18 protein-coding genes and 1 riboswitch are annotated in these 22229 nt (G+C 44.0%); of the genes, 3 read left to right on the forward strand and 15 right to left on the reverse strand.

Annotation, left to right across the window (positions count from 1 at the left end; genetic code table 11):
- Nucleotides 1-2: 2 nt before the first annotated feature.
- The 13 genes from ACSBOP_RS12250 to ACSBOP_RS12310 all read right to left on the reverse strand — a co-directional run bounded on the left by ACSBOP_RS12250 (nucleotide 3) and on the right by ACSBOP_RS12310 (nucleotide 15623).
- Entirely contained in the window at nucleotides 3-1214 is a 1212-nt protein-coding gene (locus ACSBOP_RS12250) for an acetyl-CoA C-acetyltransferase (RefSeq protein ID WP_442600821.1), read from the reverse strand.
- A gap of 14 nt (nucleotides 1215-1228) precedes the next feature.
- Nucleotides 1229-2401 (reverse strand): dihydrolipoamide acetyltransferase family protein, encoded by a 1173-nt coding sequence (locus ACSBOP_RS12255; protein ID WP_442600822.1) that lies wholly within the window; start codon nucleotides 2399-2401, stop codon nucleotides 1229-1231.
- 13 nt (nucleotides 2402-2414) lie between these two features.
- Nucleotides 2415-3398: an alpha-ketoacid dehydrogenase subunit beta gene (locus tag ACSBOP_RS12260; RefSeq protein WP_442600823.1), complete on the reverse strand. Its 984-nt coding sequence runs from the start codon at nucleotides 3396-3398 to the stop codon at nucleotides 2415-2417.
- 15 nt (nucleotides 3399-3413) lie between these two features.
- Complete coding sequence (locus ACSBOP_RS12265) at nucleotides 3414-4409, reverse strand: thiamine pyrophosphate-dependent dehydrogenase E1 component subunit alpha (RefSeq protein WP_442600824.1); 996 nt, start codon at nucleotides 4407-4409, stop codon at nucleotides 3414-3416.
- 2 nt (nucleotides 4410-4411) lie between these two features.
- Entirely contained in the window at nucleotides 4412-5572 is a 1161-nt protein-coding gene (locus ACSBOP_RS12270; protein ID WP_442600825.1) for an acyl-CoA dehydrogenase, read from the reverse strand.
- Nucleotides 5573-5590: 18 nt separating this feature from the next.
- Complete coding sequence (gene icmF, locus ACSBOP_RS12275) at nucleotides 5591-8851, reverse strand: fused isobutyryl-CoA mutase/GTPase IcmF (RefSeq protein ID WP_442600826.1); 3261 nt, start codon at nucleotides 8849-8851, stop codon at nucleotides 5591-5593.
- Nucleotides 8852-9142: 291 nt separating this feature from the next.
- Nucleotides 9143-9973 (reverse strand): malonyl-ACP O-methyltransferase BioC, encoded by an 831-nt coding sequence (bioC, locus tag ACSBOP_RS12280; RefSeq protein WP_442600827.1) that lies wholly within the window; start codon nucleotides 9971-9973, stop codon nucleotides 9143-9145.
- Nucleotides 9960-10748 carry an alpha/beta fold hydrolase gene (locus ACSBOP_RS12285; protein WP_442600828.1) on the reverse strand — a complete coding sequence of 263 codons (789 nt, stop codon included), beginning with the start codon at nucleotides 10746-10748 and terminating at the stop codon, nucleotides 9960-9962. The genes bioC and ACSBOP_RS12285 overlap by 14 nt, the downstream gene beginning before the upstream one ends.
- The gene (gene bioF, locus ACSBOP_RS12290) at nucleotides 10741-11934 is read right to left on the reverse strand and encodes an 8-amino-7-oxononanoate synthase (RefSeq protein WP_442600829.1); all 1194 of its coding nucleotides are present in this window, start codon (nucleotides 11932-11934) and stop codon (nucleotides 10741-10743) included. The genes ACSBOP_RS12285 and bioF overlap by 8 nt, the downstream gene beginning before the upstream one ends.
- The gene (gene bioB / locus ACSBOP_RS12295) at nucleotides 11931-12926 is read right to left on the reverse strand and encodes a biotin synthase BioB (RefSeq protein ID WP_442600830.1); all 996 of its coding nucleotides are present in this window, start codon (nucleotides 12924-12926) and stop codon (nucleotides 11931-11933) included. The genes bioF and bioB overlap by 4 nt, the downstream gene beginning before the upstream one ends.
- Nucleotides 12926-13654 carry a dethiobiotin synthase gene (bioD, locus tag ACSBOP_RS12300; protein WP_442600831.1) on the reverse strand — a complete coding sequence of 243 codons (729 nt, stop codon included), beginning with the start codon at nucleotides 13652-13654 and terminating at the stop codon, nucleotides 12926-12928. The genes bioB and bioD overlap by 1 nt, the downstream gene beginning before the upstream one ends.
- Complete coding sequence (gene bioA / locus ACSBOP_RS12305; protein WP_442600832.1) at nucleotides 13651-15000, reverse strand: adenosylmethionine--8-amino-7-oxononanoate transaminase; 1350 nt, start codon at nucleotides 14998-15000, stop codon at nucleotides 13651-13653. Before bioA ends, bioD begins: the two co-directional genes overlap by 4 nt.
- A 149-nt stretch (nucleotides 15001-15149) precedes the next feature.
- Nucleotides 15150-15623: a low molecular weight protein-tyrosine-phosphatase gene (locus ACSBOP_RS12310; protein WP_442600833.1), complete on the reverse strand. Its 474-nt coding sequence runs from the start codon at nucleotides 15621-15623 to the stop codon at nucleotides 15150-15152.
- Between the two features lie 282 nt (nucleotides 15624-15905).
- On the opposite strand from ACSBOP_RS12310, the gene ACSBOP_RS12315 reads away from it, so the two are divergent.
- A complete protein-coding gene (locus tag ACSBOP_RS12315; RefSeq protein ID WP_442600834.1) occupies nucleotides 15906-17276 on the forward strand; it encodes a YheC/YheD family endospore coat-associated protein in 1371 nt (456 codons plus the stop codon).
- A gap of 120 nt (nucleotides 17277-17396) precedes the next feature.
- Here ACSBOP_RS12315 and ACSBOP_RS12320 read toward each other — a convergent pair whose 3' ends face one another.
- Both ACSBOP_RS12320 and ACSBOP_RS12325 read right to left on the reverse strand, forming a co-directional pair.
- Nucleotides 17397-18473, reverse strand: coding sequence for a YheC/YheD family endospore coat-associated protein (locus ACSBOP_RS12320; protein ID WP_442600835.1), 1077 nt, complete (start codon nucleotides 18471-18473; stop codon nucleotides 17397-17399).
- 171 nt (nucleotides 18474-18644) lie between these two features.
- The gene (locus ACSBOP_RS12325) at nucleotides 18645-20039 is read right to left on the reverse strand and encodes an amino acid permease (protein ID WP_442600836.1); all 1395 of its coding nucleotides are present in this window, start codon (nucleotides 20037-20039) and stop codon (nucleotides 18645-18647) included.
- A gap of 227 nt (nucleotides 20040-20266) precedes the next feature.
- Nucleotides 20267-20396: riboswitch (SAM riboswitch) on the forward strand.
- A 145-nt stretch (nucleotides 20397-20541) separates the two neighbouring features.
- Between ACSBOP_RS12325 and ACSBOP_RS12330 the strand changes: the two genes are divergently transcribed.
- Together ACSBOP_RS12330 and ACSBOP_RS12335 are read left to right on the forward strand one after the other, a co-directional pair.
- Nucleotides 20542-21552: a methionine ABC transporter ATP-binding protein gene (locus tag ACSBOP_RS12330; RefSeq protein WP_442600837.1), complete on the forward strand. Its 1011-nt coding sequence runs from the start codon at nucleotides 20542-20544 to the stop codon at nucleotides 21550-21552.
- Entirely contained in the window at nucleotides 21549-22205 is a 657-nt protein-coding gene (locus ACSBOP_RS12335) for a methionine ABC transporter permease (RefSeq protein WP_442600838.1), read from the forward strand. Before ACSBOP_RS12330 ends, ACSBOP_RS12335 begins: the two co-directional genes overlap by 4 nt.
- The last annotated feature ends 24 nt before the right edge of the window (nucleotides 22206-22229 follow it).

Below are 22229 nucleotides of genomic sequence, written 5' to 3' on the forward strand. Positions count from 1 at the left end.
AATCATTCGGATATAGAAGGCGCATGTACTTGCAGCATAATCGCATCTCCTTGTGCTGCCCCCGAACATATCGCTGCAACCCCAAGTCCGCCTCCACGACGCCTTAGCTCATGAATCAATGTGCATATAATACGAGCTCCACTTGCTCCAATTGGATGGCCTAGTGCAATGGCTCCACCATTGACATTGACTTTCTCCTCATCCCAGCCGAGTAGGTAACCTGTCGTAATCGGGACACTAGCAAATGCCTCGTTTACTTCAAATAAATCGACATCCCATAGTTCATGTTGCGTCTGATTAAGCAGCTTCTTTATTGCGAACCCTGGAGTTACGGCCAAATAAGGGGCAACGACTCCAATCGAGGAATGCCCAACAATAGTGGCTAATGGTTCCAGATTTTCCTTCCTAGCAAGTTCTTCTGACATGAGCACAAGCGCTGCCGCCCCATCGTTCACACCAGGGGCATTTCCAGCCGTGATTGTCCCCCCCGCATCTCCTAGCGGTGTTAGCTTTGCGAGTTTATCTATTGAAGTATCTTTACGAGGAGCTTCATCTTGATAAATAGTCGTTTTGCCTCCATGTTTATTCGTAATTTCAACGGAAATAATCTCATCTGTCCATCGTCCTGTCTCGAGTGCTCTAATCGCACGCTGATGGGAACGAAGGGCCCATGCATCCTGCTCTTCTCGGGTAATGCCATATTCCGCTGCAACATTGGATCCATGGGTCACCATCGGAACTTGATGAAAAGCGCAGCGTAAACCATCATGATTTAATAAATCAATGACCTCAGAATCTCCAAGACGCATTCCCCACCTGCCATTAGGCAGTGCATACGGAGCATTCGACATGGACTCCATCCCACCGGCGACAATGACCTCCCCATCTCCAGCGCGGATGATTTGTTCACCTAACGTGACAGCACGCATGCCAGATGCACAGACTTTGTTAATCGTCTCTGTTGATGTTGACCACGGTAAACCTGCTTGGATCGCAGCTTGACGGGAAGGAATCTGTCCTGCACCGGCTTGCAGCACCATGCCCATTAAAACCTCATCTATTTTCTCAGGTGACAAACCTATCTGTTCGATAGCCCCACGAATAACCGCTGCACCTAGATCAACGGCCGTTAAAGAAGATAACACACCACCAAATTTCCCGATTGGTGTGCGCACTGCACTAACGATGACCGTTTTACGAGATGATGAACTCAACTCCTATCCCTCCTTCAATATAAGATGGTGTCTGTAATGTGATTTTCGAGATATTGTTTCATGCTCTGGAGGAAATGCCCACATGTAAGCGGATCGATGACTTGTGAATCGACAGTCAGACATAAATTCACCATCGACCGAATCGCAAACATATGATCCATAACCACAGGCCGCTTTGTGATCGATTCGATGCTTAGCACAGCAGATTGAGGGGATTGGATCACAGGCTGAGACTCAATTGATCCGATTGCACCCGTATTGTTCAGTGTGAATGTCCCTCCGTCTGAGTGGGTTGAACCGAATCGTCCTTCTTTGATGTGATGAACCGCATCATAGATTGATTGTGTTAAACCTAAGAAACTTTGATGATCAGCGTGATGAATGACCGGGTACAAGAGTTTATTACTTGCTGCTACCGCAATGGATAAATGAATGGGTTTATGTGTGACCAGCTGGTCGCCCTGCCGAGTCGTATTTAGCTGGGGATACTTCTTCAAACTTTCAACAACAGCACGTATAAAGAACGGCAAATAAGTGAGCTTAAGTCCTTCTCTATTTGCAAAATAGTCTTTCTTTTCTTCACGAAACTTCACTAAGTTCGTCACATCAACTTCAACCATCATCCAGGAAGGTTGGGGATTGTGAGATTGTCCAGTTGAATTTGATAGAATAGGATTAGTCGTAGCGACTTGATGTTGAATAGCATCAGGTGCGTATGCGGTAGGTGGTTGTGCAGTGGATGCGGATTGTGAGTGAGACTCTTTGTTCTTGATCACTTGCAATATATCATTTCGGGTCACTCTTCCCCCTTTGCCCGTGCCTTTAATAGCGTTCAAATCAATATGATGTTCACGTGACAATGCAAGTACAACCGGCGAGTAAACTTGGGAATGTGATGGATCTGTGGGGATATGCGATGCAGATTCGGTATGTGCGGTTGGTTCTAGAGCTCGCTCTTCGATCTCACACATTACGCCACTGACCGGGATCGTGTCTCCAACTGCTGCAATTAACTGCTTCACGATTCCTGACACGGTAGAGGGAACTTCGGCCGTTACTTTATCGGTTACAATTTCACAGATGGGTTCATACTTATTCACCCAATCTCCTGGTTCAACAAGCCATTTCATCACGGTACCTTCTGTAACGGTCTCTCCAAGCTGAGGCATACGTACAATAGAAGTCATCTCATCTCCCCCCTTAAAACTCAGCTAAATCGCGCATTGCTTGTTTAATCGCATCCAGATCTAACATGAAAAACTTTTCAAGCGGAGGGCTATAAGGCATAGCAGGTACATCTGGACCGCATAACCTGCGAATCGGTGCATCGAGCTGGAATAAACATTTTTCCGCGATAATGGCGGATATTTCACCACCAATGCCGCCTTCTTTGTTGTCTTCATGGATAATAAGTACTTTACCCGTCTTGATTGCGGCTTCAATGATCGCTTCTTTATCAATGGGATATAACGTGCGAAGATCGAGAATATGTGAACTGATTCCCTCTGCGGCAAGCTCGTCAGCAGCCTGCAGCGCATAATGCAGCATCAGACCGAATGCGATAACGGTTATATCTTCCCCATCGCGCTTCACTTCGGCCTTACCAATGGGCAAGGTGTAATCCTCTTCAGGCACTTCCCCTTTTATCAAGCGATAACAGCGTTTATGTTCTAGGAAAAGAACGGGATCTTCATCACGGATCGCCGCTTTCAGTAAACCTTTTACATCATAAGGGGTAGAAGGTGCTACGATCTTAAGACCAGGTACATTGGCAAAAATAGCTTCAATACTCTGGGAATGATACAGCGCACCATGTACACCGCCCCCGTACGGGGCTCGAATAACGAGCGGACAATGCCAGTCATTATTTGACCGATAGCGCATTTTCGCTGCTTCACTAATAATCTGATTTACAGCAGGCATAATAAAATCGGCAAATTGCATCTCGGCAACAGGTCGCATGCCATAGGCTGCCGCACCAATTGCTACACCAACAATGGCTGACTCGGCAAGCGGGGCATCGATCACACGATCTTCCCCAAACTCTTCTAACAACCCCTTCGTTGCCCGAAACACCCCTTCACGAATTCCTACGTCCTCTCCTACAATGAACACCTTCTGATCCCGTTTCATTTCCTCACGAAGTGCCAATGCAACTGCATCGATATAGGTTAATACTGGCATTTTTTCATGACCCTCCTAGTTCCCATACACGTACTTAAGTGTGCTTTCGGGCTCGGGAAATGGCGCCTTCTCCGCATACTCGGTTGCGTCATCCACCTCATGAGCAATCTTAGCTAATAATTCTTGCTCGTTTCCCTCATCCCACAGCCCTACCTTTTGTAGATAAGTTCGAAACCCTCGAACAGGGTCATTGTTTTTTGCCGCAGCTACTTCCTCTTGTGAGCGATATTGCCGGTCATCATCATCACTGGAATGTGGATTGATACGATACATCTTGGCTTCGATTAGTGTGGGTCCACCACCTCGTCTGCCCCGTTCAACGGCTTCCTTCATCACTTCATACACCGCAATCGGATCATTTCCGTCCACTTTCACACCAGGGAATCCATACCCTTGCGCCCGCATGGCTACACTTTCACAAGCAAGCTGTTTATGAAGTGGTACAGAAATCGCATATTGATTATTTTCACAGAAAAAAATAACGGGCAGTTTGTGCACACCAGCAAAATTGGCTCCTTCGTGAAAATCGCCCTGATTGCTCGTTCCCTCACCAAAACTCACATACACGACAAGATCTTTACCTTCGAGTTTGCCCCCAAGTGCAATGCCTACGGCATGAGGAATTTGCGTTCCGACCGGGCTGGATGCCGTCATTATATTGTGTTTCCGACTACCAAAATGCCCTGGCATCTGCCTGCCGCCACTATTGGGATCTTCTGCTTTCGCAAACACATTTAACATGGAATCTCGGCTGCTCATCCCGAACACATGAACAAATGCCAGATCCCGATAATACGGACAGGCATAATCTTTACCGTTAACTAAAGCGAAAGCTGCTCCAACCTGAGCTGCCTCTTGCCCTTGGCAGGATAGGAAAAATGGTATCTTTCCCGCTCGATTCAAGATTGACATTCGCTCATCGAGCTTACGAGCAAGCAGCATATATCGATACATATCGATCACTTGTTCATCACGAAGACCCGCTTGCTGGTGGCGATTCTTGATCGTCATACTCAGACGCTCCCTCCTTCCGCTTCCTTCAATAAATGCCCACTAATCACAAGGCGCTGAATTTCATTCGTTCCTTCATAAATTTGTGTAATTTTGGCGTCACGCATAAATCGCTCAACCCCATATTCCCGAATGTATCCATACCCGCCGAGGATTTGAACCGCTTCTGTCGTCACTTCCATGGCCGTATCACTTGCGAACAGCTTTGACATCGCAGACGAACATCCATAAGCTAGCCCTTGATCTTCCCGCCATGCCGCCTGATACGTAAGCAGCCTAGCTGCTTCGATCTTCGTTGCCATATCAGCTAGCTTGAACTGAATGGCTTGCATCTTCGAAATGGGCTTTCCGAACTGCACACGCTGCAACGCGTACTTGATTGCGAGATCAAACGCCCCCTGTGCAATCCCTACTGCTTGGGCTGCAATCCCACTACGACCACCATCTAACGTTTTCATTGCAATCTTAAAACCTTCACCTAATTGCCCTAGCATGTTTGCCTTCGGCACCTTGCAATCCTCGAAAATAACCTGTGTCGTAGAAGAGGAGCGAATGCCCATCTTCTTTTCTTTTTTACCAATGGTTAGTCCAGGGGTGTCTTTCTCCACAATAAATGCCGTTATGCCTTTATGCTGCAAAGCTGGCTCTGTCTGGGCAAATACGATAAAAACGTCTGCGTGTCCCCCATTAGTAATAAATATCTTGGTCCCATTGAGTACCCACTCATCTCCAAGCAGAGCAGCTGTTGTCTTCATGTTGCTAGCATCTGAGCCGGATCCGGTTTCGGTTAAGCAGTAAGCTCCCATCCATTTACCTTCTGCCATTGGACGCAAGTACTTTTGTTTCTGATCTTCGGTTCCATATTGATATACCGGCCAGCTCGCTAGCGAACAGTGAGCCGATAATGTTACTCCGACAGAGGCATCAATCTTGGATAGCTCCTCTACTGCAAGTACGTAGCTCATATAGTCGGCTCCTGCTCCACCGTACTTCTCCGGCCATGGAATTCCGGTTAAACCAAGATCTGCCATCTTCTTCCAAATGGTCATATCCCATCTTTCTGTCTCATCCCGCTCAATGGCTGTCGGTTCCACTTCATGAATGGCGAACTCACGAATCATTTTACAAAGCATCAATTGTTCATCTGATAACTGGAAGTTCATCGCTTCCACGCCCCCTGCTCACATATTCCTTCTATACTGCCCCCCGACTTCATAGAGGGCGTGTGTGATCTGTCCTAACGAACAATATTTCACAGTCTCCATTAGCTCTTCAAAAATATTCTCACCACTTTGTGCAATCTTTTGTAATTGTTTCAGCATCATGTGGCTTACTTCTTGATTCTTTTCTTGAAAATGCTTCAGATTCGCGATTTGCAGTTCTTTCATCTCTGTTGAAGCCCTTGCAAGCTCAATCATGGGCGCGACATAATCCTCTGCCAATGTCAGTGGATTCTCGAATGTATTCACCCCAATAATCGGCAGCTCCCCACTATGCTTAAGCTGCTCGTAATACATTGATTCCTCTTGAATTTTTCCCCTTTGATACTGGGTCTCCATTGCCCCTAGCACGCCGCCTCGATCATTAATACGCTGGAATTCTGCAAGTACGGCCTCCTCTACGAGATCCGTTAATTCCTCCATAATGTAGGCACCTTGCAGCGGGTTTTCATTTTTCGCTAGACCAAATTCCTTCGTAATGATCATCTGAATTGCCATTGCACGTCGAACGGACTCTTCGGTTGGCGTAGTAATGGCCTCGTCATAGGCGTTGGTGTGAAGGCTATTGCAGTTATCATGGATAGCAATAATCGCTTGAAGGGTCGTACGTATATCATTAAAGTCTATTTCCTGGGCATGCAAGGAGCGACCTGATGTCTGAATGTGGTACTTCAACTTCTGCGAGCGGTCATTACCACCGTACATTTGCTTGATAACTGTCGCCCAGATTCGCCTTGCAACACGCCCCATCACCGTATATTCCGGGTCCATGCCATTGGAAAAGAAGAATGATAAATTCGGCGCAAAATCATCAATATGCATACCCCTACTCAGGTAATATTCCACATACGTAAAAGCGTTGGATAGTGTAAATGCAAGCTGAGAGAGCGGGTTCGCACCTGCTTCTGCAATGTGGTAGCCCGAGATCGAGACCGAATAATAATTACGAACGTGATGATCGATAAAATATTGCTGAATGTCTCCCATCATCCGCAGTGCAAAATCTGTGGAGAAGATACAAGTGTTCTGACCTTGATCTTCTTTCAAAATATCTGCTTGCACTGTACCCCGCACATTTGCCAACGTGTAAGCTTTGATCTGATCATATTCTTGTGAACTAGGTTCACGCTGATTCTTATGGATGAATTTTTCAACTTGCTGTTCAATCGCTGTATTCATATACATCGCTAGAATGAACGGCGCAGGTCCATTAATCGTCATCGATACGGAAGTAGAGGGATGGCATAGATCAAAACCCGCGAACAGCTTTTTCATATCATCAAGCGAACAGACGGATACGCCGGACTGACCAATTTTCCCATATATATCAGGTCGATAATCAGGATCGTTGCCATACAAAGTAACCGAGTCAAAAGCGGTCGAAAGACGCTTCGCATCATCATTCTTCGATAAATAGTGAAAACGGTGATTGGTACGTTCAGGTGTACCTTCTCCTGCGAATTGACGCTTTGGCTCTTCCCCTTCTCTTTTAAAAGGAAACACGCCAGCCGTATACGGGAACTGCCCTGGAACATTTTCCTTAAGTCCCCACTTCACTTGTTCACCCCAATCTTCATAGGTGGGCAAAGCGATTTTCGGAATAGATAAGCCTGAAAGGGAGGTTGTAAAAAGCTGAGTACGAATTGCTTTATCTCGAACGTAGGTAACGAATTCTTTTTGCCGGTAAGAATCTTGGAGGGTTTGCCATTGATCTAATAATTGACGGCATTCCGGATGCAGCTGATCTTCAAAAAGTGCAATCTGCTCATTCATATGGGCTAGAAGATCTGGATCGACATTGGATTGTTCCAGCACTCGCTTGGCACCATCGAGTTGGAAGAGTTTGCGCGCAACTATGATTTGCTCTTCGGTAAACTTTTTATACTGCCTTACAGCGCTTACAATTTCCGCCAAATACATCGTACGATCGGGTGGTACAATAAAGTTTTTCCGACTCCTCGTTTCCTTGACCTCAAGGGTTGAATCCCAATTCGTACCACATTTATGATTAATGATGTTAATTAAAGCCCGGTATAACACATTCGTGCCCGGATCATTGAACTGACTGGCAATTGTTCCGTAAACGGGAAGCTCGTCATCTGGAGTATGGAAAAGCTGATGATTCCGCTGATACTGTTTCTTCACATCTCGAAGGGCATCTTCAGAACCCTGTCTTTCGAACTTGTTAATTGCGATAAGATCGGCGTAATCAAGCATCTCGATCTTCTCAAGCTGGGAAGGCGAGCCAAATTCAGATGTCATCACATAAATACCTACATCTGAGATCGCGTGAATACCTGCATCGCCTTGTCCAATCCCTGCTGTCTCAACAATAATTAGGTCAAACCCTGCTGCCTTCGTCACTTGAATCGCGTCCTTGATCGCTCCTGATAATTCGGACTTCGACTTTCGAGTAGCTAGAGAACGCATGTACACACGTGGATTATGAATGGCATTCATCCGTATTCGATCACCAAGCAGTGCGCCTCCGGACTTCTGTTTAGACGGATCAACGGATAAGATCGCAACCGTTTTGCTTGAAAAATCGTTTAAGAACCGTCTAACGAGCTCATCTGTTAAGGAAGATTTCCCAGCCCCGCCAGTACCTGTGATACCAATTACTGGGGCATTCGATGTAGCTGCCTCTGATATCACTCCTGATCTCTCGGTCACACCTAACTCCTCAACCGCAGCTTCTGATCGTGAAATTAGCCGTGCGATGGCAAGGGAGTTGCGCTTAATCTCTACACCCACCTGCTCCGGTTCTTCTGATATACTTCGAACTGTCGGAAAGTCCGATTCCCGTAACATGTGATTAATAATGCCTTGAAGTCCCAATCGTCTGCCATCATCAGGGGAGTAAATTTTGACAATTCCGTAAGTTTCAAGCTCTCGAATCTCATCCGGTACAATGACACCGCCACCACCGCCAAAAATCTTAATGCCGTAGGCGCCTTTTTCACGAAGCAAATCATACAAATACTTGAAATACTCCACATGCCCACCTTGGTAAGAGCTGATTGCGATTCCTTGCACATCTTCTTGAATGGCTGCATTCACTACTTCATCTACAGAGCGGTTATGACCCAGATGAATGACTTCCGCACCCGATGCTTGCATAATTCTCCGCATAATATTGATGGATGCATCATGCCCATCGAACAGGCTGGATGCTGTAATGAACCGCAACTTATGTTTTGGACGATAAATCTGGGTTTCCACACAATCTCCTCCATTTAAGCGCTGCAGAGCACAGGAGTATCTCCAAACACCCCTTATTCTAGTGTAAGAATGAATAGCAGCAGTTATGACTCCACACAAAAAAATCCCATCTGCATGGGATTTCTTATTTTCATTCTATTCGGTTACGATAAACTTCACATCGCAGGGTCAAGGATCGCCTGAACTTCTATTTCAACAACTAACTCAGGATCAATAAGGGCTTTGCTGCAATGCTTGTTCGATCAATCCAAGGTGAACCAGTTGATACTTTGATCCGCTCCTGCATGTTAATCACCCCTCTATGAAACCTTTCTCATCCCCTATTTTAGCCCGAATTTCAATCGTTTCATAGGTTGTATATACACCATCATCCATGACAAATCGCCTATCATACCTTTTCATCACTTCTTGGAGCAGCAATTTCGTCGTTCCTATTGCGTAGGAACCTTCACTGTAACTTGCACCAACTGCTTTTATCGATTTCATGAAAGTCCGACAGTTCGGATAAACAAGCTGTTCGTAACGTTGTATGACATGAATGTCTTGATATCCGCTTTGATGAAAATAGTCCTGCCAAGCCATCGCATCCTGCATCGGTAATCCATGGCTTGCATTTGGCAGATTCATCTCATCTTTCACTTCTGCAAATACCTCATGCAATTCATGGAATGTTCCAGGTCCAAATGTAGAGGCTAAGATATAACCATTTCGGATAAGCATACGACTTAATTTGGAGATTGTAGCGTACGGATCTCGCAACCATTGAATAACCGCATTGGAGATAATCAGATCAAATGGGGCATGGTCACTCTCATCCATATGCTCTACATCACCCACGATAAAAGTAACCGCTTCGCTCCCATTCACCCTCAATCTCGCTGCTGCAACCATATCCTCAGCCATATCTATCACCGTAAGTCTCGCCTTCGGAAATCGTTCAAGGAGAAGTTGCGTCAATATTCCAGTCCCACATCCAATTTCTAGAATACGTGTGTCCTCTCTTGGGAGAACAAGTCCTTCCAGCAATTGATGTGCCATCTTGGTCTGAATAACCGCATGCTGATCATAAGTTCGAACCGCCCGATTAAATTGTCGTAAGACTTGCTGCTTAAGTATGTCCATGTGAAATTCGCTCCTGCATCCATTTGTAAAATCGTTCCTGCATCCATTTGTAAAATCGTTCCTGCTCTGTCCAAAATGGCACATGTCCAGCCTCTTCCCAAATCGTGCATTCACAGGTAGAAAGTGATTCAAACAGTTGCAACGCACCTTGACTTGAACAAATGATATCCGCATGACCATTTAACAAGAAAGTGGGTGTTCGTATACTTTCAAGTTGTGGATACATCTTATACTGACTCAAGTAATCCAATCCAATCTCAAGGGATTGTATGCTAGTGGGGACTTGGTCCGCACGATCTTTTGCCCAAATTTGATCCAAGCCCAAGCTTACCTCCGATTTCGAAAACATGCTCTTATCGAATGCACGTAAGACTTCTTCACGATCTAATGTCAATTGAGATCTCATCCGTCGCAGCAACCGTTCATGTGCGCCATGCGGAGCTTCATCCGAACGAACAAATTGACCCGTTGCACCTACTAAGAATAAAGCACACACAAGATCTGGATGCTTTGCAGCAAGCTCCAAGGCTAGCATCGCTCCCATAGACCAACCCACAATTATTACCGGTGTTGAAGACGAAGATAGGGAGAATAGCGCCTTTTCGACCAATGGGAATAGTTGCCCTAACTGCGTACATCCTGTGAAATCCACCTGCAAATGCCTACCTTCTGGCCATCTCGCAACTTGCTCATCCCAAATTTGTGCATGAACAGACCAACCGGATAACCATAAGAACGTACAGGAGCTATACGATTTGGTTTCCCACTCACACATGACGAACTACTCCTAATTCTTTTCCAATTGCAGCGATCTTATCTACTGCTTGTTCCAACATTGCCTGTTCATGATTTGCCATCATTGTAAAACGAATCCGAGATGTTTGATGTGGAACAGTCGGTGGGCGAATGGCAACTGCCATAATGTGATGTTCAGCAAGCTTTTGACTGAATGCTAAAGCTTTTGCTCCATCACCGATTAAGATTGGGATGATGGGAGTAGATGATCCACACGTATTAAACCCTCTGGCCTGTAAAGCGGAGCGAAAATAATCACTTTTTTCATGTAGGGCCAATCGTAATCCATCCGCTTCTTGCACACAATCGAGTGACTTGCGAATACTTCCAATCGTTGCTGGTGGTAATGCAGTTGTATAGATGAGACTGCGGCACGTATGAATGAGATAGTCGATCCACACTCTTTTTCCAGCAATATAAGCCCCATAACTACCGAACGCTTTACTAAATGTACCCATGTGAATGTCCACATCCACTGCCAAACCCAAATGTTCGCACAGTCCTTCACCCCGGGGTCCAAAAACACCGCCTGCATGAGCTTCATCCACCATCAACGCTGCCTTATATTTCTTCTTAAGCTCCACGATCTTACTTAAATTGGCTACATCACCATCCATACTAAATACGGTATCCGTAACGATAAGTTTTCTGCGCACACCTTGTTCGTCAGCTTTGCACAGCAACGTCTCCAAGTGGTTCATATCGTTATGTCGATATCGAAAATGCTTTGCTCCGCTAAGTCGAATACCGTCCACAATACTTGCATGATTGAGTCGATCACTGAACACGGCATCCGTAGGACTAAGTATCGCCGAAAGCACACCAATATTTGCCATATATCCATTCGCAAACACAAGTGCAGACTCCGTATGTTTAAAATTCGCAATGGCCTCTTCCAATTCTTGAACTTGTAAATCGTGACCCACAATGAGCCTGGAAGCACCTGCTCCTGCCCCTTGCAGTGAAGCATCAATCTGAGCTTGAATGATGGCAGGATGTTCAGCAATACCCAAGTAGTTGTTCGAAGACAAATTCAGCATTTTTCTCCCTTGAAGGGTAAGATAAGGACTTGCACCTCGTTTAACTGCCGTTAACTTACGGTGTAACCCCTCGTTTGCAAATCGCTCCAAATCAACTCGAATCGACTGCTCCCACAACTGACTCATACACAGACTTCCTCGATCTCAAAACCCATGTCAGTAATCATTTGATGATCCGTACTGACTTGCTGCCCTTCTGTCGTCAAGTAATCGCCTACAAATAATGAATTCGCCGCATATAACGACATCGCTTGTAAATGCCCTAAGTTCACTTCACGTCCCCCAGAGACACGAATCTCTTTTTCCGGACAAATGAAGCGGAACAACGCCAATACTTTTAAGCAATACCTTGGATTTAATTGTTTCATATTTTCAAGTGGTGTACCTTTGATCGAGTTCAAGAAGTTAATCGGAATCGAATCTGCATCTAATTCACGCAAGGAGTACGCAAGCTCTACTAATTGTTCATGCGTTTCACCCATCCCTACGATACAACCTGAGCATGGGGATATTCCCGCTACCTTCACTTCTTCCACCGTATGTACGCGATCGTCATAAGAATGTGTACTTGTAATGTTATGAAAATGATCGGCGCTCGTATTTAAATTATGGTTGTATCGATCAACTCCAGCTTCTTTTAAACGATCTGCTTGACCGTCTTTCAAAATGCCCAAACATGTACAAATTTTCAAATTGTATTGACCTTTAATTTCTTTCACGGCCTCGTACACTTCACCAAGTTCACGATCCGTTGGACCACGACCGCTGGCAACGATGCAATACGTCCCTGCTTTGCGATTCACAGCTTCTTTCGCACCTTCTACAATCGCATCTTTATTCAGCATCATATATTTTTCAATAGGTGCATCAGATACAATCGACTGCGAGCAGTAACCACAATCCTCTGGGCAAAAACCACTCTTTACATTTAATATCATATTCAATTTCACTTTATTGCTAAAAAAATGGTGTCGAACACGATACGCAGCATGCAAGATCGGTAGCAGTTCTTGATCACTTGCACGAAGAACAGCAAGTCCTTCCTCAAGGGTAATTTTCTCCCCCGTTAAAGCTTTATTCGCCAAGTCATCCCACTTTACAACATTGTTTTCGTTCATTAATTGCATGAATCATCCATTCCCTTCGTTATATATTGTACGATTGGACCCATATCGATTTTATCGTTAATAACATTAACTAGTTCCTCAGGTGTCACCTCTGTTCCAAGCCAAGGCACCCAGCCCATTACAGGTACGTCACTAAAAGATTCAATCATTCGACTATTATGATGTACATCTTCAAGCGACACTTCCACGGTAGAACTGCTGTTGAGAATAGCACCCAGTATCTCAATCTCATATTGACGCGCTGCCATGACGGTCAATGCTGTATGATTAACCGTCCCCAGGTCCGGTTTAGCTACAATGACAACAGGAAATTTCATTTCCTGAGCCAAATCTGCAACCGTCCAATCCTCACCCATCGGGACCATAAGACCACCTGCCCCTTCAACGAGCACAACATCATAATCCACAGATATTCGATCCAACATATCCATCAAGTAAGCACGCTCAATCTCTGTTTCAGCTAATTGAGCAGCTAAACCTGGCGCAACTGGTCGCTCAAAGCTGTACCCCACAATATCTTCAATCGGAGCCTCAGATTGTGATAACGTCTTAAGCCGCATCCCATCCCCTGCTGGATCATGAGCAAGGTGCCCGCTTTGTACGGGTTTCATGACAGCAACCTTGTAACCAATTGCCTTCAACGCTAAAGCAATCCCAGCCGTGATTACCGTTTTACCTACGTCAGTATCCGTACCTGTTATAAAAATGCCTTTTCTCACGCTTCCGTCACCTCTTGAATCGCTTGTCGAATAATTTCAAGCATCTCTCGCAATTCTTCCTTTGAAGAAACAAGCGGTGGTAAGAACGTAATCACATGATCCAGTGGTCTAGTGAGAAGTCCTAAGTCCAGTGCTCTACGACATACTTTCGCCCCCATAGCCGTTGACCAGCCATATGCGCTACGAGAGGATTTATTTGCTACTAATTCAATCCCAATCATGAATCCCAATTGCCTTACTTCACCGACATGTGGAAGTTCTGCAATCTCCTTCAACAATGGCTTTATGACTTCACTCATCTGCTGTACATGTTCAACGACTTGATCTTTCTCATATAAATTTAGACTTGCAATCGCAACCGCACAGCCAAGTTGATTTCCCGTATAAGAATGACCATGGTAGAATGTTTTGCCTTCTTCATGTTCACCATAAAAGGCATCATAGATTCGGTCTGAAGTAAGTGTTGCAGCTACAGGTAAATATCCACCTGTCAGCTTCTTACCGACCATCATGATATCTGGCTGCACATCCTCATGCTCGCAAGCGAACATCTTACCCGTACGGCCAAATCCAGTCGCAACCTCATCCGCAAGCAGTAAGACATCATACTTTCTACACAGATGCTCGACTTGCTTGAGAAACCCCGAAGGCATCATGATAAGTCCACCTGCACCTTGTACCATCGGTTCAATAATCAAACCGGCAATCTGGTTCGATTTTTGGATAAAACAATCTTCTAACTCTTGTAGACAGGCATCGCGACATTCTTCTTGCGAGCCCTCATAACGATATGGATACGGATAGGATACCTTTTCCGTAGGAAACAACATTTTTTCAAAAGACTGATGAAATAAATCAATCCCACCGACACTTACAGCACCAACGGTATCGCCATGATAGGCATTTTTCATGCTCAAGAACGTTTGTTTTTCAGGCTTTCCACGATGTTTCCAGTACAGATATGCCATTTTCAGCCCAATCTCTACTGCCTCTGCCCCACTATCGGAGTAAAATACTTTTTGCAAACGCTCAGGTGTAAGTTGAACTAGCCTTTCTGCGAGTAGGATCGCAGGAACATTAGCACTACCAAGCAACGTCGAATGTGCAATTTTACCGAGCTGTTCTATAATGGCGTTGTTTAACTCTTGACGATTATGCCCATGTGGATTCAGCCATACAGACGCATTCGCATCATAGTACTCTTTTCCACGCACATCCTTCACCTTCACGCCAGAGCCGGATTCAATAATGAGAGGTTCATCTTCAAGATACTGCTTCATTTGAGTAAAAGGATTCCATAAGTACCTGCGATTCTTCTCCTGTAATTGTTCATATGTATATGTCATGAATCGTGCCTCCTTTATTGTTAACCATCAAATATAATTTAAGGTTAACAATAGGGCGAGTATATCACACTCAACAAAATTGGTCTACATGCAAAAAAAGCCGAAATCCTCTTTTCCAATCAAGAGAATCCGGCTTTCCATACCGCTATTTATATGTTCTCGCGCTCGCGAATGTGTTGAAGCAAATTGTCGCAACTTTTATTTATCATCGCATACACTTCTTCAAAATTTCCAGTAAAATACGGATCTGGCACATTTTTAGTCGAGCCTTCTGGTAAGAAATCTAACATCTTAAACACTTGTGATCTTGGCTCTTCATCGCCTACAAATCCTTGCAAGTTTTCAACATTGGAATCATCCATTGCAATCATGTAATCAAACTTTGAAAAGTCCGTGGAGATGACCTGTCTGGCAAACATATTACTGTCATCAATTTGGTATTTCTGTAAAATCTCCCGTGTACCTTGATGCGGCTTCTCGCCGATATGCCAATCTCCTGTTCCTGCTGAATCAATGGAAATGGCGTCCAACAATCCCGCTTCCCATACCTTATGCCGGAAAACAGCTTCCGCCATCGGTGAACGGCAAATGTTACCCAAACAAACGAACAATACATGTACCAAATATATTCCACCTTTCAAAAACATCAATAGCCTACTTAAACCTTAACAAGCTTATATTAAATGTAGTATCAAGGTTCAGTAATGTCAAATAGAGGTTGATCCTAGTGCACATTTATCCGTTTCACAGCATTATATGGAGACAGACATCGTTAGGCACCCCAACTAGGCTTAATAACGCGCTTATTTCATCGCACCAAGCTATTACCCTGTTCATATGATGAAAGAACACTGGGTATTGACCGTTCGTGACTGACATCTGCTGCTGGAGAGGATGATGAACGAATGACAAAAGTGAAAGTGAAAATAACGGTTCAACAAACCAGCACTGTTAGTGATACCACTGTATGGATTGGCTCAACAACTCTCAGTAAACTAAAAATGCCATCATATGGGTCTGCTACTCTACAATATGGCTCCTCTAAAACCTTAGTTCAGATTCAAAGCATTCCAAAATGGAGCGGAATTCGGATTCATCCTACCCTAGCGAGTAACCTCGGTATTTCAAACGGTACTCAATTATCGGTTGTGTACAAATCAAGCTCTAGCACAATTTCACTTGGGCCTTTGATAGGCGTGATCATTAGACGCATCAAGTCATCCGACCCAGAGAACCTCCTGGGTAAAAACAGTTCATTCGGCCGTGAATTTGCTGAGGCATGTAATCTTTATGGGGCATCCAGTTTTTTCTTTACACAAGATGATATTCGTTTAGAGGATCCTTTTGTGGGTGGCTGGTCTTATCAGGATGGCACGTGGAAAAAGGGTTATTTTCCCATACCCAATCTGATCTATAACCGGCTTACATCCAGGGTGATCGAAAATAGTGAGAACGTGCAGCAATTTATAAAAGATTCCAAAGCAAAGTATGGAACGCAAACGTTTAATGAGAAATATCTGAATAAAAATGAAGTGTTCGATGCGCTGAAAAGTGAAGGCGTTCTTACTGCCTCTTTACCAGAATCACATTTACTCGTAAATTCACAAACGCTTAAGATGATGCTTACCCGGTATTCATCCGTTTTCCTAAAACCTATAAAAGGTTCACTAGGTAAAGGAATTATTCGCATTCGTCGTGAGGGATCACAAACCTACCACTGCCACACGGTGAGTATGGGTGGACTTCGTAAACAAACGTATGAATCGTTCTCTAAGCTCATCTCAGCCATGTCAGGTAAATTCAAATCAGCATCCTACCAAATTCAACAAGGCATTGATCTCATCTCAGTAAATGGCCGACCCGTTGACTTTCGGGCACTTGTTCAGCGTAACTCCAAAGGTCAATGGGCTATCACATCAATCGTTGCACGAATAGCTGGTAATCAGACCTTTGTTTCTAACTTAGCAAGGGGAGGCACACTCAGTTCTGTATCCAGCGCACTCGCCATGTCCAACTTAAATATCCAGCAGCGACCACTTGTGCAAGCTCGTCTACGTAAATGCTCACTGGATGTCGCCAGAGGGATTGAATCACAAATTCAGAATCATTTTGCAGAGCTTGGCATTGACATAGCAGCAGACACGAAAGGACGCGTTTGGCTATTGGAAGTTAATTCCAAGCCATCTAAGGAAGATAATTCCCCCTTGTATGACCACAAAATTAGACCGTCTGTTCGTCAAATCATCCAGTATTCCAAATACCTAACAAAATTTTAATAGCAGCAGGCTGCTGGATAATCCCCATTTTTGCAGCCTGTTTTTTGCTGTCTTGAAACTTCATTTTTACAGACTAAAATAACCCTTCTTTGTTGAAGAAGGGCTTCTTTGATTCATAATCTATAATTTTGTGTTTGCTAAAAAAATGGCATACTCCAGTGGACGCCTACACGACTGACGATACAAGTCCATTTTCCCAATCCCTTTAAAAATATCGCGACCTGGCTTCGGATTCACTTCAATCAGCCAGACTCGGCCATTTACATCGACGCCGATATCAAGGCCAAATTCCATCATCCCGCCAAAATGCTCCTCAATCGTGCGCACCACTTGAAATGCAAGCTCATAACACTCATTTCGTATGGGCTCTACCTGTTCCTCACCGAATTTCTCAGCAATCAGCTCTTCGAACGGAACTGCTTTACCCCCACCATGCAGGTTAGAAGTCGAAGAGTTGCGTGGTCCTACACGTATCCCCATGCCTGTTACTGTCCACTCGCCTTTATCGTCCTTCTGGATTAAAAGCCGCGTATCCGCAACGTGATTCGGTATAATTTCAAGATTTAAACCCTGCTGAATCATAAAAATTCCATTACGGATCTTTTGTTGATCAACCCAATTATTCATCCAATGCTTCAGAGAGAACATACCGCGAAGCTCGATTGATTTCTGTGCCAAATTCCGTGATCTTGCTTGGATCAGAAATCCTTTACGGGTTCGACACAGTTTCACAATACTTCGTCCGCCTGTTCCATTGCCTGGTTTTATATATAAAATATCATATTTCTCTGTCATCGCTTCCAAGTTACTTACATTATATTTCGTCGTCTCAGGCATCCATTTCTGGAGCGCTTCGGTCTGCAGGAATAACTGGGTTGCATTCCATTTATTCGTATATTTGTTGTTTGCATAAATAAAAAGCTTAGAGTTACGCACTTTTTTATAAGAAGGATTACCTTTGCGGCAGCGATCAATGACAATATCTGGCCAAGGTGCCACACTTCTTTCCCACTTGTTACGCTCATTTAGAATAAAGCCGCGTATGAAACTTCTATCCCGATTAATATCATCTGCTGAAAATAAATAAACGAAGGCCCCCAGATCCTTCCCTTCCTTAAGTAGCAGCTTCAAATACTTTGATTCATTGAATTTCGCACCGTCTCTCCAAGCCAGAATACCAATAATCGGTCTGCTCATGTTGGGAACGTCCTCTCTATCATCACTTATTCATAGGCAGAAACTACTATTAGCTTATTCATACACACAGAGAATGTTCCAAACGAACACGCCTAGCTTTACGGGCTTTCTCCCATCTTGATAAAAAGTACAAAAAAGCCAGACATTCCTGTCTGGCTTCATGCTAATCGCTTATTTTTTATTGTTCTTTACAAGTGGATAGAACACAATACCGAATAGAACCATACCCACACCTGCAAGGAATGTAAACCAATCTGTCATTGCCGAACGAATCACCCAAAGTGAATACAGGGTTGCCAGCACCGCAATGATACCATCAACGATACGCTGTCTCATTTGACCTTCATACGTTTCTCCAAGCCATACTAATTTAAGCTGGTAAATAGATGCAATTGTATATGGAACGAGTACCGCGAGGATGGCAATGGTCGTCACTAATTCAAATTCCTCTGCAATTGAACTGGATAGGGTTGACAAAAGCAGAAGCTGTGTTACCCCATTTGTAATTGTAAGTGCCTTCGCTGGTGACCCATGACGATTTTCTAATTTGAAAACGGGCAGGAACAACCCTTGCTTCGCTGCTTGATAAGGCACTTCCGCACTTAACAAAAGCCAACCAATTGTCGTACCAATGAGAGAAATGAGCCCAAGTCCAGCCATTATGTAGCTGCCTGAAGGGCCGATTACAATCGACAATGCATCTACAAGCGGTTTATGGGAATTAATCAGCTCTTCTTGTGTCATAACACCCATCGCTAGGACGGAAATACTTATATAAAGGAGCAAAGCAATTCCAAGTCCTAGAATCGTCGCAATTTGCACGTACGATTTTTTACGTGCTCTTTTAGAGAATACGACAGCTGACTCTACACCAAGAAATGCCCACATGGTTGCCATTGCCGCCATACTCAGCTGCTGCAAGAAGCCCAAATGCTCCCCAGTCTCGCTTACTCTATCTTGCATCAACGGCACAATGTTGCTGCTATCAAATGCCATTAAGCCAATTATAATAAATAGTGCGAAACCGAGAACTTTAGCTGCAGTTGCAATTAAATTTAACTTACCCGCGCCTTCAATACCACGAATAATAATCGCGTGATTGACCCATAAAAATACGGAACAAATCAGAAACGTAATGAAATTCCCAAGCTTCATCGTAAATCCAAATATCGTAAACAGTTCCGCTTGATTCGTCATGATTGGGAAGAATGCGGATAAATAGCTGGCAAAAGTCGTAACAACCGCAACGTTACCAGCAATATTCGCTACCCAGTAACCCCATGACACAAAATAACCTGACATATGGGAAGTACGCGATCCTTTACGAAACAAAGCTGTTGCATATAGCTGCGGACCACCGGACAAATCCGGTTTACGAATCGATAGATTTCCAAAAACAAGAGCTATCATAAGTACGCCAGAACCAGTCATAAACCAAGCCGTAATGACCGCAGAAGGACTTGCCACTTTGGCAAGCGTATTCGGTAACATAAAAATGCCCGATCCCACCATATTTCCTACGACTAGCGCAACCAATAGCCATAGACCTAACTTATTGTCTTTCATGTTGTTACATCCTCCCCAGTAGTTGGCAATAAGCGGTATCCATATTAATTTTCCAATAATTACTACTCTACTTATACATTTAACCTATAACACTATACAACATATAGATACTTCTCATCAATGGAAATAACCGTTGTAATATTTTTTCTTGACTTCTATTCCACACTACGCCTATACTCATACTTACAAATCAACACGAACAACGTTAAGCCAACTGCATATGTAATTTCTTATCGAGAGAGGCGGAGGGACAAGGCCCTGTGAAGCCCGGCAACCGATTAGTTAGCTGCAAAGCGGATTAATGACATGGTGCCAATTCCTTCAGGATTCAGATCAATGAATTCTGGCAGATGAGAAAAGGATGAAGACGAATATACTCAGCCCTTTTTGCAATCTGCAAAAAAGGGCTTTTTTGCGTTAATTTACAAATTATCCCTAACTTTTTCGTGCCAATTATTTCATTCAACATTCGTTCATACTACAGCTAGGAAGGTGATAATCAATGATCCAATTACAAAATATTTCGAAGCATTATTTAACGAATAACAGACAAACGATCGCTTTAAATGCCGTTAGCCTCCATGTTAACAAAGGAGAGATCTTCGGTATTATCGGTCACTCTGGTGCAGGGAAAAGCACACTGCTTCGTACGATCAATTTATTAGAGCGGCCATCAAGTGGGCAGGTCTTAATTAATAACACGGAGTTTACACAACTTAATCATACCGAACTTCAAAACAAACGACGTAAAATCGGCATGATCTTTCAACATTTCAACCTGCTGACTTCCGCCACCGTAGAGAAAAATATTGCATTTCCTCTCACACTTGCGGGTATGCCTAAAAATCAAATACAAGCGCGTGTCAATGAACTGCTAACTCTTGTGGGACTAGAAGAACATCGTAATAAGTATCCTTCCCAACTATCTGGCGGTCAAAAACAGCGTGTTGGTATCGCGAGAGCTTTATCGGCAGACCCTGATATTCTGCTATGTGACGAAGCAACATCTGCGCTTGATCCCTTAACAACGAATTCTATCTTAGAGCTGTTAGCTGAAATTAATCGAAAGTTCGGGATTACAATTGTCCTTATCACACATGAGATGCATGTCATTCGTACCATCTGTGATAAAGTAGCGGTCATTCATGCGGGTCAGATCGTAGAACAAGGACTTGTTACAGAGGTGTTCCTAAAACCACAACACCGCGTCACACAAGAGTTCATTGATGAGTTATCTGATCCAATAGAATGGAGCAATTTACGTAATCAGCAAGGGACATCACCACATCTAGTTAAAATCACGTTCCTTGGTGAACAGACGTACTTGCCGCTGTTATCCGAGATCATTAGCCATACAGGCGTTACATTTTCCATTATGCAAGGAACCATATCCCGTTTAAAAGACACCCCTTACGGTGTACTGCATGTCATCTTCCATGGTGAAGAACGAGCAATTGAACAAACCATACAGGAACTTAAAATAAGAGGCTTAGATGTGGAGGTTATGCAATGAATTTTTCTCATATTATTTGGTCGGACATCGGCGATGCAACGATCGACACGCTCAATATGTTGGCCTTCTCTGTAGTCTTTACCTTTATACTTGGTCTGCCAATCGGTATATTGCTTTACTGGACTTCCGGTAAAAATGGTAAAACGAAGCTGATCTATACGATCTCTTCTTTTATCATTAACATTTTGCGTTCTGTTCCATTCGTCATCTTAATGATCGCTGTAATTCCCCTTACACGTTCAATCGTAGGGACATCTATTGGCGTTCAAGCAGCCATTCCCCCGCTAGTTATCGCGGCAGCACCTTTTTTCGCAAGACTAGTTGAAACTTCTCTTCGAGAGGTAGATCGTGGGGTCATTGAAGCAGCACAAGCCATGGGCGCATCCAACAGACAGATTATTTGGAAGGTCCTCTTGCCTGAATCATTGCCTGGTTTACTTGCTGGAATGACAATTACGGCTGTAACCCTTGTTTCTTACACAGCAATGTCTGGTTTAATTGGCGGAGGCGGTCTAGGAGATCTTGCTTACCGCTATGGTTATCAGCGCTTCGAAACAGAAATGATGATTGCGAGTATTATCGTCATGCTAATTCTTGTTCAAGTGTTGCAGACGATTGGCGACAAATTGGTTTCGCGGTTTTCACGTAAATAGATATCATACACATTCTAGGAGGAA

This window comes from Paenibacillus sp. KN14-4R (genome assembly GCF_052180255.1).
Classification (GTDB): domain Bacteria; phylum Bacillota; class Bacilli; order Paenibacillales; family NBRC-103111; genus Paenibacillus_AM.